Raw genomic sequence first — 13186 nt, 5'->3', positions numbered from 1 at the left:
CCCCCCAATCAGATTCGCGTGGGCAGCACTCTAACTCGAGTCGGCGACACGGGCGACGAGCGTGCGGGCGACGTCGCGCACGGGCTCTGCGGGCGCGGTGAATCCGAGCACGCGCAGCGCCGCCTCCGCCAGCACGTCGGGCAGGTCGGCGACGGCGTCCGTGCCCCGGTCCGCGCGGATGTTGATGGCGGATTCGACCAGCCGGAACGGCAGATCGGCGCGCGGGTCGTCGGCGTCCGCGCCGGCGCCGAGGGGGTCGAGGACGGCGACCGTGAGCCGCCGGTAGCACTCGCGCAGACCGGTCCGGGCGGTGTGGAACTGTGCGAAGCGCTCGGTGCGCACCTCCGGAAGCAGGTACAGCGCACCGAGATTCCAGCGTCCCGCGACGAGCTGCGCGGTGTCGAACAGCGCCAGGGCGTACAGCCGCGCCTCGGCGGGCGCGTCGTCGCCGAGGCGCTCGCAGAACGACAGGGTGGGGGCGACGGTCTGCTCGAGCAGCGCCGCGAGGATGTCGTCCTTGGTGGCGAAGTGGTTGTACAGGGAGGCCTGCCGGACGCCGACCGCCTCGGCCACGAGCCGCGTCGAGGTCGACGCGAATCCACGGGTGGTGAACAGTTCTGCTGCGGCGTCGAGAATTTCGGCGCGCGCGGTGGAACCGGGCCGGCGTGGCCGGTGCAGTCGGGGGCGTCCGGGACGGGCGTGGGTCACGTCCTCGACGATGGCACAGATCGGACGGTGACAGCGCCCCGGGCGGGCGGTGAGCAGACCGTCACACGGAGGAAACGTCGGTCACGAACTCGTTACGCCGCGGTCATTCGGACAAGACGTGACCTCGCGAAAACTGTCACTCGACAGTTTTTCGACGGTCACCCGGCCGCCGCCACCGCGCACAGAAACGGACACCGCCATGAGCCTGACGCTCACCCGGCCGGCTGCCGCTGCACCGACCGCCTCGCACCAGGACGCGGGCGACCTGGGCGAATTCGGCTACCAGCAGCAGCTGCACCGCAACCTCGGCAAGTTCGCCTCCTTCGCCGCCGGTTTCTCGTTCGTCTCCATCCTGACGACCATCTTCCAGCTGTTCGGCCTCGGCTTCGGCTTCGGCGGCCCCGCCTTCTTCTGGACGTGGGTGGTGGTCTTCGCCGGTCAGTTCATGGTCGCCCTGAACTTCGCCGAACTCGCGGCGCGCTACCCGATCTCCGGGGCGATCTATCAATGGGCCCGCCGGATGGGCGGCGAGGTGGTCGGCTGGTTCGCCGGCTGGTTCATGATCCTCGCCCAGATGGTCACCGCCTCAGCCGCCGCGATCGCCCTGCAGGTGGTCCTGCCGAACATCTGGAGCGGATTCCAGATCATCGGCGACGACCCGTCGCTGACCTCCTCCTCCGGCGCCGCCAATGCCGTCCTGCTCGGCTCGGTGCTGCTCGTGCTCACCACGATCATCAACAGCATCGGCGTGAACTGGATGTCGCGGATCAACAGCATCGGCGTCACCTGCGAGATCGTCGGTGTCGTCGCCGTGATCGGCATGTTCTTCACCCACGCCGTCCGCGGCCCGCAGGTCGTCCTCGACACCGGCGTCACCGGGGAGGCCCCCGGCTACGGCTGGGCGTGGATCGTCTCGGGCCTCATGGCCGCGTACGTCATGGTCGGCTTCGGCTCGGCCGGCGAACTCGCCGAGGAGACCCGCAACCCGCGGCGCGTCGCACCCCGCACCATCCGCCTCGCCCTGTCGGTCTCCGCCCTCGGCGGCGGCCTGATGATCCTCGGCGCCCTCATGGCCGCCCCCAGCCTCACCGACGGCCGCCTCGCCGCCGAGGGCCTGCCCTACGTGCTCGGCGCCATCCTGTCCTCACCGTGGGGCACGCTGCTCCTCGTCGACGTCGCCATCGCCGTGTTCATCTGCACCCTCGCCATCCAGACCGCCGCGTCGCGCCTGATCTTCTCGATGGCCCGCGACGAGCGCCTGCCCGCGTCGAAGATCCTCTCGCACGTCAACGCCCGCACCGGCACCCCCATCGCGCCGGCCGTGCTGATCGGCGTGGTGTGCATCGGCATCCTCGCGGTCAACATGGGCAACAGCGCGATCTTCGCGACTCTGTCGAGCGTGTGCATCGTGCTCATCTACCTCGCGTACCTGATGGTCACCGTGCCGCTGCTGCTGCGCCGGCTGCGCGGTTGGCCGCACGACGGCACGGCGACCGACGCCGACGGCGACCCGCTGTTCTCCCTCGGCCGATGGGGCCTGCCCGTCAACGCCCTCGCCGTCGCGTACGGCCTGCTGATGGTGATCAACCTGTCCTGGCCGCGCGCCGAGATCTTCAACCCGGACGGCACCATGCCGCTGCTGCAGTGGGCCGCACCGCTCACCGTCGCCGCCGTCGTCGCTCTGGGCGCCCTGTGCTTCCCGCGCCGCGCCGCGCACCCGAACCCCGTCACGATCGGAGCCTGAGATGACCGGCGTCCTCGACACCGCCACCACCCACGCCGCCAAGGCGCACGCCCGCGCGCAGGCCGGCACCGTCACCGACGGCATGCCCACCGTGCCCGCCACCGCGTACCCCACCCCGCCCGGCGGCCGCACCGCCGCCATGACCTGGGCGGAGACCGTGCCCGGCGGCCGTTACACCGCCAAGGTCCTCGCCCGCGGCACCCGGCTGCGGCTGCGTGACATCGACGGCGCCGCCTGCGCCCACCTGCTGCTCTTCCGCGCCGACGCCCCGCACGAGCGGCTCAACGTCGCCGACACCGTCAAGGTGCCGTGGCAGGCCTACCTCGGCGTCGGGCACCCGCTGCTGTCGGACCAGGGCCGGGTGCTCGCCACCGTCGTCGCCGACACATCCGGCCGCCACGACGCCCTGTGCGGCACCACGAACCTCGCCGGGAACACGGCGAAATACGGGGCGGGCAGCCTGCATTCGCACGCCCCCGCCGGGCGGGAGCTGTTCACCGTCGCCGCCGCGAAGCACGGCCTCGCCCCGCGCGACCTGCCGCCGTCCCTCTCGTTCTTCCACGGCGTGCGCGTCGCGGCCGACGGGGCCCTGACCAGCACCGGCACCGCCGGCGCCGGAGCCTGCGTCGAGCTGCTGATCCACCTGCCGGTGATCGCACTCATCGCCAACACCGCCCACCCCCTCGACCCGGCACCCGGGTTCCCCACCACCACCCTCGAGGTGCTCGCCTGGCACGCCCCGCGTGACCTCGACACCCTGCCGAACACGGACCCCGAATACCGGCGCGCCGTCCTCAACACCGAGGACGCCTGGACTGCCGCCACCGGAACGGAGCACTGATCATGACCTCGACCCTCGACCTGCCGGCGCTCGTCCCCGGGACCGTGATCCGCGACGAGATCGCCGGCGCCCGCGGACCGTGGTCGGCCGTCGTCGCCGCCGGCGACGTGCTCACCATCGTCGATCTGCACGGCAACCAGGCCGTCGACACCCTGATCTACGACGCCCACGACACCACCGTCCGCTACAGCGCCGCCGCCACCGTCGCCGCGCAGGGCAACCTGTTCCTCACCGCCGGCTCGGTGCTGCGCGCCGCCGACGGCGAGGAACTGATGACCCTCGTCGCCGACGAGGTCGGCAACCACGACACCGTCGGCGGCGCCTGCTCGCAGGAGTCGAACACCCTGCGCTACGGCCACCACACCAAGCACCAGCACGCCTGCGTCGAGAACTTCCTCGTCGAGGGTGCCCGGTGGGGCCTGGGCAAACGCGACCTGGTGTCCAACATCAACTTCTTCATGAACGTGCCCGTCGACCCCGACGGCACCCTCGGCATCGTCGACGGACTCTCCGCGCCCGGCAAGCGCCTCGCACTGCGCGCCGACCGCGACGTGCTCGTCCTCGTCTCCAACTGCCCGCAGATCAACAATCCGTGCAACGGTTTCGACCCCACCACGGTGCGGATGATCGTCACCCGACCGGAGGCCCGACCGTCATGACCACCAAGATCACCGTCGACCGTCCCGGCATGCTCACCACGGTGCAGGACTATCCGGGCCGCACCGGGTACTGGCAGATCGGGGTCCCGCCCTCCGGCCCGATGGACGACCTGTCGTTCCGACTCGGCAACGCCGCACTCGGCAACCCCGAGGGCGCGGCCGGCCTCGAATCCACCATGGCCGGGCCGGCCCTGCGCTTCACCGATGCCACCGAGGTGTGCGTCACCGGCGCCCCGGCGACCGTGACGGTGAACGGCACGGTGGTCCCGCAGTGGCGTCCCGTCACCGTCCCCGCCGGCGGCGTGCTCGACGTCGGCGCCGTCGCCGGCCCAGGCCTGCGCGTGTACGTACTCGTCGGCGGCGGACTCGACGTCCCCGAATTCCTCGGCAGCGCAGCCACCTTCACCCTCGGAAGGTTCGGCGGCCACGAGGGCCGCACCCTCACCGAGGGCGACGTGCTCGTCGTCGGGGAGGTCGCGACCGGCGCGGCCGTCCCGGTGCCGGCCGAACACGTGCCAGCCATGACCGCCCGCTGGGAGATCGCCGTCACCGAGGGCCCGCACGGCGCTCCGGAGTTCTTCACCCGCAGCGACATCGACACGCTCTACGCCACCGACTACGAGGTGCACTTCAACTCCGACCGCACCGGCGTGCGCCTGACCGGGCCGAAGCCGCAGTGGGCACGCACCGACGGCGGGGAGGCCGGCCTGCACCCGTCCAACATCCACGACAACGCGTACTCCGTCGGTGCGCTCGACTTCACCGGTGACACCCCCATCCTCCTCGGGCCGGACGGCCCGAGCCTGGGCGGATTCGTCTGTCCCGTCACCGTCGTCGCCGCGGACCGGTGGAAGCTCGGCCAGCTCGCGCCCGGGCACACGGTGCGGTTCGTGCCTGTCCGCGCCGAGCACGCCGCGTCGCGCCGCGCGCTCGGCGTCGCCCGTCGCGCCGGGCTGTCGCTGGTGGTCTCGCCCGGCGGCGACGGCGACGACGGCGTCCTCGCCCGCCGCGACGGCGACACCGCCGTCACCTACCGGCGCAGCGGCGACGACAACGTCCTGGTCGAATACGGTGACATGACGCTCGATCTCGCGCTGCGGGCCCGCGTGCACGCGCTGCACCGGCGGCTCGACACCGAACGCCCCGCGGGCCTGCTCGAACTCACCCCCGGCATCCGGTCGCTCCAGGTCAAGGTCGACCCCGACGTGCTGCCGGTGCCGACGCTGCTCGATCTGCTCGCCGAGGCCGAGGAGCAGCTCCCGGCGAGCGACGAGCTCGTGGTGCCGAGCCGGCGGGTGCGCCTGCCCCTGTCGTGGGACGACCCGGCCACCCGCGAGGCGATCCAGCGGTACATGCACGGGGTGCGGGCGGATGCGCCGTGGTGCCCGTGGAACATCGAGTTCATCCGCCGGATGAACGGCCTCGATTCGGTGAACGACGTGTTCGACACCGTCTTCGCCGCCGACTACATGGTGCTCGGTCTCGGCGACGTGTACCTCGGGGCGCCGGTCGCGACCCCGCTCGACCCGCGGCACCGGCTCGTGACGACCAAGTACAACCCGGCCCGCACGTGGACGCCGGAGAACGCCGTCGGCATCGGCGGGGCGTACCTGTGCATCTACGGCATGGAGGGCCCGGGTGGCTACCAGTTCGTCGGCCGCACGACCCAGGTGTGGAACCACCGCCACCCGCAGGCCGCGGGCCCGTTCGAGGCCGGCACACCGTGGCTGCTGCGCTTCTTCGACCGGATCTCCTGGTATCCCGTCGAACCGGAGGAGCTGATGGACCTGCGCGCCGACCTCGCGGCGGGCCGCGGCGGGGGAGTGGACATCACCGACGGCACGTTCTCCCTGGCCGAGCACCAGCGGTTCCTGGCCGGCAACGCCGCGTCGATCGACGCCTTCCAGCAGGTGCAGTCGGTGGCGTTCGCCGCCGAGCGCGCCCGCTGGGAGGCCGCGGGCGCGTAGCACCGGTGTGTCCTTCGGGCTGTTCCTGCCGCCCGAAGGACGCACCGGCGGCGCAGCCGCCTACACGACGGCGTCGGCCTCGATCTCGATGAACAGGCCCTTGTCGATGAGGCTCGAGACCTCGAGGATGGTGGAGGCCGGGCGGATCTCGCCGAACACCTCGCCGTGCACGAGCGCGGCCTCCTCCCATGTCGACATGTCGGTGAGGTACATGCGCGTGCGGATCACGTCCGTCAGCGAGGCGCCGGCCTCGCCGAGCGCGGCCTCGATGGTCTTCAGTGCGGCGCGCGTCTGGTCGGCGAGCGTGTCGCCGGCGCCGGTGGTGCCGGACACGGCGATCTGGTTGCCGATGCGCACGGCGCGGGAGTAGCCGATCCTGGGCTCCCATTCGGAGCCGGACGAGATGTTCACACGGGTCATGGCCCGGAATTCTGTCAGGCCGCCCCCGCTGCCCCGCGCTTGACTGTCGTTAGCACGTATGTTCGACTGGCTGCATGCGGTGGGCGGCACAGACTCTCGACGTCGACGACGGCGCGCTCCCCGGCCTCGAACGGGCCGGGCTCGTCCGCAGCGTCCAGACCCCCGAGTTCGAGGGCATCACCTTCCACGAGGTGCTGTGCAAGAGCGCGCTCAACAAGACCCCCGAGGCGTCGAACCTGCCGTTCCGCTTCACCGTCAACACTTTTCGCGGCTGCTCGCACGCGTGCCGATACTGCTTCGCCCGACCGACCCACGAGTATCTCGACCTCGACGCGGGCCGCGACTTCGACAGCCGGATCGTGGTCAAGACCAACGTCGCGGCCGTGCTGCGCCGCGAACTCGCGCGACGGTCGTGGAAGCGCGAGCACGTCGCCCTGGGCACCAATACCGACCCGTACCAGCGGGCCGAGGGCCGCTACCGGCTGATGCCCGGCGTCATCCGGGCCCTCGCCGAATCCGGCACCCCGTTCTCGATCCTGACCAAGGGCACGCTGCTGCGCCGCGACCTGCCGTTGCTCACCCTCGCCGCCGGGCAGGTCGACATCGGCGTCGCCGTCTCCCTCGCGATCGGCGAGCCCGACCTGCAGAAGCAGATCGAACCCGGCACCCCGTCGCCCAAGGCACGTCTGGACCTGATCCGGGCCGTCAGCGACGCCGGGCTGCCCTGCCACGTCATGGTCGCCCCGGTCATCCCGTGCCTCACCGACTCCACCCGGCACCTCGACGATCTGCTCGGTGCGATCTCGGCGGCGGGGGCGACCGGCGTGACGGTGCTGCCGATGCATCTGCGCGGCGCCACCCGCGGCTGGTTCCTGTCGTGGCTGGGTCAGGAGCACCCCGCCCTGATCCGGCGGTACCGGCAGATCTACGGCCGCGGCGCGTACGTCTCACCGGAGTACAAGACGTGGTTGAAGGACCGCGTCGATCCGCTGGTGTCCCGCTACGGGCTCGGCGCGCGCGTGGCCGAGCACCGGCGCCCGGTCGCAGCGCCGCCGCGGCCGGCAGCCGAGTCGGCGGACCCCACCCTGTTCTGAGCGGCGCTGCGGAACTCGGGACACGACGTCGCCCCCCCCCGGGGTGAGGCAGGTACCCGCGAGGGCGACACCGGCCGGTCGGTCAGGTGGTTTCCGGGACCACGTCGGCGACGCCGGCGTTCGCGTCCACCGGCGCAGCCGGAGCGGCACTGCGGCGCTGCCGGTAGACGCCGACTCCGACGACGACGGCGGCGAGGGCCGCGGACGTCAGCATCTGGCTGCGCGTGCTCTCCAGGGCGATCATGCCGGCGCACAGCGCGACGATCGCCGCGATGGTGAACCAGGTGAGGTACGGGAAGAACCACATCCTCGGCGACAGCTCCCGGCCCTGGGCCTCGAGCGAGCGGCGCATGCGCAGCTGGGACGCGGCAATGACGAGCCACACGAACAGGGCGATCGCTCCGGAGGAATTGACCAGGAACAGGAACACCGTTTCGGGGTAGAGGTAGTTCAGGCCCACGGTGAGGAAGCCGACCACGGTGGAGACGAGAACCGCGTTGCGGGGCACACCGGACCGCCCGATGGTGGCCAGCGACGGCGGGGCGTCACCGCGGCGCGACAGGGAGAAGATCATGCGGCTGGCGGTGTACAGGCCCGAGTTCAGGCACGAGAGCACCGACGTCAGCACGATGACGTCCATGATGGTGGCGGCCGCCGGGATGCCGAAGGAGTCGATGACCGCCACGTACGGGCTCAACGCCACCGAGGCGTCGTCCCACGGCAGCAGGGTGACGACGACGGCGATCGAGCCGATGTAGAAGATCAGGATCCGCCACACGACCGACCGCACCGCCTTGCGCACCGCCTCGGCCGGGTTGGCCGACTCGCCGGCGGCGATGGTCGCGATCTCGGCTCCGAAGAAGGAGAACACCACGACGAGGACCCCGGCGAGTACGGCACCTGTCCCGTTGGGGAAGAAGCCGCCGTGACCGGTGAGGTTGCTCAGTCCCGGCGCCTCGACGCCGGGCAGAAAGCCGCAGATCGCGAGGACGCCGAGCACGAGGAACGCCACGATCGCCGTGACCTTGATGGCGGCGAACCAGAACTCGAACTCGCCGAACGACTTCACCGACGCGATGTTGGTCAGCGTCAGCACGACCATGAGCACCAGCGCCCACGTCCACTGGGGCACGCCGGGAATCCAGCGGTTCATGATCACCGCGCCGGCCGTCGCTTCGATGCCCAGGACGATGATCCAGAACCAGGCGTAGAGCCATCCGATGGAGAACCCGGCCCATCGGCCGATGGCCCGGTCGGCGTACGCCGAGAACGACCCCGTCTGCGGATTCGCCGCCGCCATCTCGCCGAGCATGCGCATGACGAGCACGACGACGACTCCGGCGAGTGCGTAGGCGACCAGCACCCCGGGACCGGTCTCCCGGATCGCAGCGCCCGAGCCGACGAACAAGCCTGCACCGATGACACCCGCGATCGCGATCATCGACAGGTGCCGCTTCTCGAGCGTGTGCCTCAGCTCGGGCTGATCGCTGTTCGACATGGGAACCCCTTCACAACCAGGTTTGGTATCGAGTGTGATGTACCTCTCGACCGCCTGAGTCTGAGGTTCCCGCTCCGCCGCTGTTATAGACACATCGGCGAGCCGTCGATCCCGACGTTCGACGAAACGGCAGATGCGCGGCGCCGGCCTGGGATTTTCCGGCGGTCCGAGCGGTCGCGTGGGAGTCGACTTAACGGGAAGTTAACGGGGGTGGTCCGGACAAAGTCGGCATCTCGGTCGCCGCGGCGAGGGCGGACGCCGGGCCGGTCGCGTGGCCGGCCCCGGGCGGACCGGTGCGCGGTTATGCCGGGTCGGCCCGTTCCCGCACGAGGATCCACCGGTTGCTGCCGCCCCGCCTGCGGTAGGACAACTCGTCCAGCGCCGCCAGGGCGATCGCCAGGCCCCGGCCCCGCTCGGCCATGTCCCCGGGCATCCGGACCGTCTCGAGGTCGACGCGCGCGGGCCGGCCGTCGTCGTGGAAGCAGGCCTCGATCCGGTCCGGGGACAGGCGCAGCTCCAGCCGCATCGTGACCGGAGCGCCGTCGCCTGCGTGCTCGACGATGTTGGCGGCGATCTCGGCCACCGCGATCTCGAACGGGAATCGATCCTCGTCCTCCACCTGCCCCGCGCACATCATCTTCTCGATCAGCGCGTGCACGTCGGTGAGCGTGTCGGCGCCCGTGACGGTCGTCAGGGCCCAAGATCCCGCGCCGGGGTCAGTCGCCATCGAACGCGGCGTCCGCGGAGTCGTACGTGCGCAGCACGCGGTCGAGGCTCGTCAGCGACAGCACGCTGCGCACCTGCGCCGTGGGCGCCGCCAGCCGCAGGTCCCCGCCGGCCTGCCGGGCGGCCTTGAGCCCCGACACCAGCGCCCCGAGCCCCGACGAGTCGATGAACTCGGTGGCGCCGAGGTCGACGACGACGCGGGCGGACCCGCTCTCGACGAGGCCGCGCAGCTGTTCCCGCAGCCGCGGTGCGGCGACCATGTTCAGCCGGCCCTCGGGCCGGACCACCACCACGTCCGAGCCGGTGGTGCGGGTTGCGAAGTGCGTCATCGTCTTCCTTCCATGTCGGGCCCGCGGTAGCGGACCGCCGGTATCACCACACTCAGGATCGCCAGGTCGAACAGCACCCAGAACAGGTTGACGCCGACGCCCAGCACCGAGCTCGCGCCCAGATACAAGCGCACCACGCCCACCACCGACGCGATCACCAGCAGCGCCATGGCCGCGATCTGGTACCGCACCTTGCCCCACGGGAGCGTGGCGCGGCCCTGCCGCGTCTTCGGGGTCACCGCGAAGTCGAGGGGCTTGTGCAGGTACACGTTGCGAAACGCCGTCCAGCACGCCTTGATCCACACCGGGAACAGCGCCAGGCTGTACTGCTGCCCCCGCCAGGTCGGGGTGCCCCGACCGACCACGAAGAACAGCATCTGGTTCAACAGCAGGAACGGGATGAGCCGGCCGAAGAAGTCCCAGCTGTAGGCCTGCACGGGCAGCACTCCGAAGATCAGGTAGATCACCGGCGCGGCGATGTAGGCGACGGCCGCGAAACCCGCGAGGTAGCTCCACATCGTCGCCCAGTACATCAGCCGCTGCGGGATCGTCAATCCTCGCTGCACGAGCGGATTCTCCCGCAGCATCACCTGGATCGTGCCCTGCGCCCAGCGCAGCCGCTGGGTGAGCATCGTGCCCACGTCCTCCGGCGCGAGACCGTGCGCGAGCACCTCGTGGTGGTAGACCGACTTCCAGCCCATCCCGTGCAGGCGCATCGACGTGGCCATGTCCTCGGTCACCGAGATCGTTGCCAGCGCCAGCGTCGGTTCGGCCTCGTCGTCGCGGCTGACGTCGACGGCGCGGATCATCGTGCGGATCGACTCGAGCGCCCCGAGCGGCGACCACTCGCGGTCTGCGAGGCGCGACAGTGTCGTCTCGTCGAGCAGAACTCCGTCGGCGTCGGACCCGGGGGTGGCGGTCAGGGCGGCGATCGCCTCCAGGTCTGCGCGGATCGATCCGGCGTCCGCGTCGACCACGGCCCGCGCGGCCTCGTCCACGCTCTGCTGGAACCGGTAGGTCACCTCGGCGAGCGGCTGTCCCTGCCGGACGGCCGCGCGGGCCGTGCGCACGGCCACCCGCACCGAATCGAGGGCGGCGAGAACCTCCGGCTGGTTCGCACCGACCTCGGATCGCGCCCGGTCGAGCACCTTGCCGGCCGTGCGCAGCGCCCGCACCACGCCCTCCTCGACGGCACGGACGTAGCCGGTGATGCCCAGCTGCATCAGCGCCTCGCGGCGCAGGATCGCGTTCGAGCCGCAGAAGAAGGCGGCGTTCCAGCCGTCCTTGCCCTGCTGGATCGGGCCGTAGAACAGCGGGGCCTGGCTGCCCAGCGGATCGGAGTCCGGCACGTTGACGAAGTACTGCGGTGTCTGCACCAGGGCCGTCCGCTCATCCTCGAAGTAGCCGAGGGTGCGGTGCAGGATCTCCGGGTCGGGCACCTGGTCGGCGTCGAGGACGAGGATGAACTCGCCGTGCGTGTGCAGCAGGGCGTTGTTGAGGTTGCCCGCCTTGGCGTGCCGGGGCTTGTTCGTCCAGCTGGCCGCCCGCGTCATGTACCGGACCCCGAGTTCGGCTGCGGCGCGCTCCAATTCGGGCCGCTCCCCGTCGTCGAGGATCCATGTCTCGTGCGGATACCGGATGCGTGCCGCCGCCTCGGCGGTCCCGATCACCAGGTCGACCGGCTCGTTGTAGGTGGTGATGAAGACGTCGACGGTCAGCCCGTCCGGCGGGACCGGCGGCGCGGCCCGCCGGCGCCACCGCCACATCGTGAGCCCGAACAGCATCGAGTCGATCAGGCTGTACGTCTCGGCGACGACGAGTGGCACCGCGATCCACCACGCGGACCAGTTGACGGAGAACAGCCAGCGCCACACCACGTAGTTCACGCCGAGCAGCACCGTCGCGGTGATCAGGATCCGCAGGCCCGGCGACGGGTAGCGGTCCGCACCGGCCGCACTCATGCGTCCTCGCAGCGACGGACGGCGACGACGGTGACGTCGTCCATCGGTGGGTTGCCTTCGGCCAGCGCCCGCGCCGCCTCGGTCAGGTCGTGCGGCGTCGCATGGTCGGCCACGAACCGGTACAGGGCCTCCCGGTCGCTGTGCTCGTCGAGCAGGTCGAGCAGCCCGTCGGAGCAGATCACCAGCGTGTCACCGGGTTCGAGGCGCGTGCACTGCGCCTGCCACGACGTCTCGCGGAGCACGCCGACGGGTAGCCCGGTGCCGGTCAGCGGCACCACGGAGCCGTCGCGACGGCGGATCGCGGCCAGGCCGTGCCCGGCGTCGACGTAGTCCACCGACCCGGTGGCGAACTCGACGGCGGCATGGAACACGGTGACGAAGGTGCCGGTGTGTTCGCAGTCGTCCGTGAGGTTCTCGGCGGCGGCGCCGAGCGCGGCGCCCGTGTCCAGGACGCTGCACGCCTCGGCGTGGCTGAACCGCTCCATCACCCGGGACGCGCCGCGGAACGTGGAGCGCACCGCCGAGGACAGGATCGCCGCGCCGAGGCCCTTGCCCATCACGTCGGCGACGGTGACGACCAGCCCGCCGCGCAACCGGTAGTGGTCGTAGAAGTCGCCGCCGACCACGAACGCCGGAATGCACACGGCCTGCACCTCGAATCCGGGCAGCCCGGTCAACGGGCGCGGCAGCAGCTGGGCCTGCATCGCGGCGGCGCGATCGAGTTCGTCGGCGCGCTGCAGTTCCCGCTGCGCCCATTCGGCGAGTTCGGCGAACGCGTCGAGCTGGTCGGGGTCGAGTGTCCGCGGCTCGGTGTCGTAGATGCAGAACGTGCCGACGGGATGACCCGCGGGACCGTACAACGGGTAGCCCGCGTAGAAGCGGACGCCGTCGGCGCCGCCGACCCCGGGAATGCCGGCGAACCGGGGGTCGGCCGAGGCGTCCTCCACGATCAGCGTCGGATCGCCGGGATGGTGGTAGGTGCGCGCAATCGTGGTCTTGCACATGCTCTCCTCGCGCGGCACCTGTACGAGGTCGAGCCCCTGGAGGGACTTGAACCAGAGCCGGTCCCGGTCGAGCAGTGCCACACTCGCCATGGGCACCCCGAACACGTGCCGGGCCATGCGGGTGATCTGCTCGAACCGGTCTTCTCGGGGCGTGTCGAGGATCTCCAGCCGTTCGAGGTCGCGGACCCGCTGGTCCTCGAGGTCGTCGGGGAGGTGCGAGGCGTCGGTCGTCACG

Annotated in this window: 12 protein-coding genes; 5 read left to right on the top strand and 7 right to left on the bottom strand. The window is 71.1% G+C overall.

Annotated features, from left to right (window positions below; all coding sequences use genetic code 11):
* Positions 1-30: 30 nt before the first annotated feature.
* Entirely contained in the window at positions 31-708 is a 678-nt protein-coding gene (locus JYA75_RS19135) for a TetR/AcrR family transcriptional regulator (RefSeq protein ID WP_050035159.1), read from the bottom strand.
* A 199-nt stretch (positions 709-907) separates the two neighbouring features.
* Here JYA75_RS19135 and JYA75_RS19130 point away from each other — a divergent pair, with 199 nt between their 5' ends.
* The 4 genes from JYA75_RS19130 to JYA75_RS19115 are packed head-to-tail and all read left to right on the top strand — an operon-like array spanning position 908 to position 5919.
* Positions 908-2452, top strand: a complete 1545-nt coding sequence (locus JYA75_RS19130) for an amino acid permease (protein ID WP_037200858.1) — start codon at positions 908-910, stop codon at positions 2450-2452.
* A 1-nt stretch (position 2453) separates the two neighbouring features.
* On the top strand, positions 2454-3293 hold the full coding sequence (locus JYA75_RS19125) for an urea amidolyase associated protein UAAP1 (RefSeq protein ID WP_050035160.1): 840 nt from the start codon (positions 2454-2456) through the stop codon (positions 3291-3293).
* A 2-nt stretch (positions 3294-3295) separates the two neighbouring features.
* Positions 3296-3952, top strand: coding sequence for an urea amidolyase associated protein UAAP2 (locus JYA75_RS19120; RefSeq protein ID WP_006930633.1), 657 nt, complete (start codon positions 3296-3298; stop codon positions 3950-3952).
* The gene (locus JYA75_RS19115) at positions 3949-5919 is read left to right on the top strand and encodes a 5-oxoprolinase/urea amidolyase family protein (RefSeq protein WP_006930635.1); all 1971 of its coding nucleotides are present in this window, start codon (positions 3949-3951) and stop codon (positions 5917-5919) included. The genes JYA75_RS19120 and JYA75_RS19115 overlap by 4 nt, the downstream gene beginning before the upstream one ends.
* Positions 5920-5979: 60 nt before the next feature.
* Here the strand turns inward: JYA75_RS19115 and JYA75_RS19110 are convergent, their stop codons facing one another.
* The gene (locus tag JYA75_RS19110) at positions 5980-6339 is read right to left on the bottom strand and encodes a RidA family protein (protein ID WP_029543516.1); all 360 of its coding nucleotides are present in this window, start codon (positions 6337-6339) and stop codon (positions 5980-5982) included.
* A gap of 74 nt (positions 6340-6413) precedes the next feature.
* On the opposite strand from JYA75_RS19110, the gene JYA75_RS19105 reads away from it, so the two are divergent.
* Complete coding sequence (locus tag JYA75_RS19105; protein WP_006930639.1) at positions 6414-7433, top strand: Rv2578c family radical SAM protein; 1020 nt, start codon at positions 6414-6416, stop codon at positions 7431-7433.
* A gap of 82 nt (positions 7434-7515) precedes the next feature.
* Here the strand turns inward: JYA75_RS19105 and JYA75_RS19100 are convergent, their stop codons facing one another.
* The 5 genes from JYA75_RS19100 to JYA75_RS19080 form a co-directional block, all read right to left on the bottom strand.
* The gene (locus JYA75_RS19100; protein WP_203329258.1) at positions 7516-8931 is read right to left on the bottom strand and encodes an amino acid permease; all 1416 of its coding nucleotides are present in this window, start codon (positions 8929-8931) and stop codon (positions 7516-7518) included.
* A gap of 301 nt (positions 8932-9232) precedes the next feature.
* A complete protein-coding gene (locus tag JYA75_RS19095) occupies positions 9233-9658 on the bottom strand; it encodes an ATP-binding protein (RefSeq protein ID WP_050035161.1) in 426 nt (141 codons plus the stop codon).
* Complete coding sequence (locus JYA75_RS19090; RefSeq protein WP_050035162.1) at positions 9648-9986, bottom strand: STAS domain-containing protein; 339 nt, start codon at positions 9984-9986, stop codon at positions 9648-9650. Before JYA75_RS19090 ends, JYA75_RS19095 begins: the two co-directional genes overlap by 11 nt.
* Entirely contained in the window at positions 9983-11947 is a 1965-nt protein-coding gene (locus tag JYA75_RS19085; protein WP_065922600.1) for a glycosyltransferase, read from the bottom strand. The genes JYA75_RS19090 and JYA75_RS19085 overlap by 4 nt, the downstream gene beginning before the upstream one ends.
* Positions 11944-13185, bottom strand: coding sequence for a SpoIIE family protein phosphatase (locus JYA75_RS19080; protein ID WP_203329257.1), 1242 nt, complete (start codon positions 13183-13185; stop codon positions 11944-11946). The genes JYA75_RS19085 and JYA75_RS19080 overlap by 4 nt, the downstream gene beginning before the upstream one ends.
* Position 13186: the final 1 nt, after the last annotated feature.

It is taken from the genome of Rhodococcus sp. PSBB066, from assembly GCF_017068255.1.
Taxonomy (GTDB): domain Bacteria; phylum Actinomycetota; class Actinomycetes; order Mycobacteriales; family Mycobacteriaceae; genus Rhodococcus; species Rhodococcus aetherivorans.
The sequence above is the reverse complement of the archived record's forward strand: the minus strand, read 5'-3'. Positions and strand labels throughout refer to the sequence as shown.

Excerpts from the sequence above, each read along its gene's own strand:
- JYA75_RS19115 (WP_006930635.1), top strand. The coding sequence starts at position 3,949 with ATGACCACCAAGATCACCGTCGACCGTCCCGGCATGCTCACCACGGTG.
- JYA75_RS19110 (WP_029543516.1), bottom strand. The coding sequence starts at position 6,339 with ATGACCCGTGTGAACATCTCGTCCGGCTCCGAATGGGAGCCCAGGATC.
- JYA75_RS19120 (WP_006930633.1), top strand. The coding sequence starts at position 3,296 with ATGACCTCGACCCTCGACCTGCCGGCGCTCGTCCCCGGGACCGTGATC.
- JYA75_RS19085 (WP_065922600.1), bottom strand. The coding sequence starts at position 11,947 with ATGAGTGCGGCCGGTGCGGACCGCTACCCGTCGCCGGGCCTGCGGATC.
- JYA75_RS19095 (WP_050035161.1), bottom strand. The coding sequence starts at position 9,658 with ATGGCGACTGACCCCGGCGCGGGATCTTGGGCCCTGACGACCGTCACG.
- JYA75_RS19130 (WP_037200858.1), top strand. The coding sequence starts at position 908 with ATGAGCCTGACGCTCACCCGGCCGGCTGCCGCTGCACCGACCGCCTCG.
- JYA75_RS19100 (WP_203329258.1), bottom strand. The coding sequence starts at position 8,931 with ATGTCGAACAGCGATCAGCCCGAGCTGAGGCACACGCTCGAGAAGCGG.
- JYA75_RS19090 (WP_050035162.1), bottom strand. The coding sequence starts at position 9,986 with ATGACGCACTTCGCAACCCGCACCACCGGCTCGGACGTGGTGGTGGTC.
- JYA75_RS19125 (WP_050035160.1), top strand. The coding sequence starts at position 2,454 with ATGACCGGCGTCCTCGACACCGCCACCACCCACGCCGCCAAGGCGCAC.
- JYA75_RS19105 (WP_006930639.1), top strand. The coding sequence starts at position 6,414 with ATGCGGTGGGCGGCACAGACTCTCGACGTCGACGACGGCGCGCTCCCC.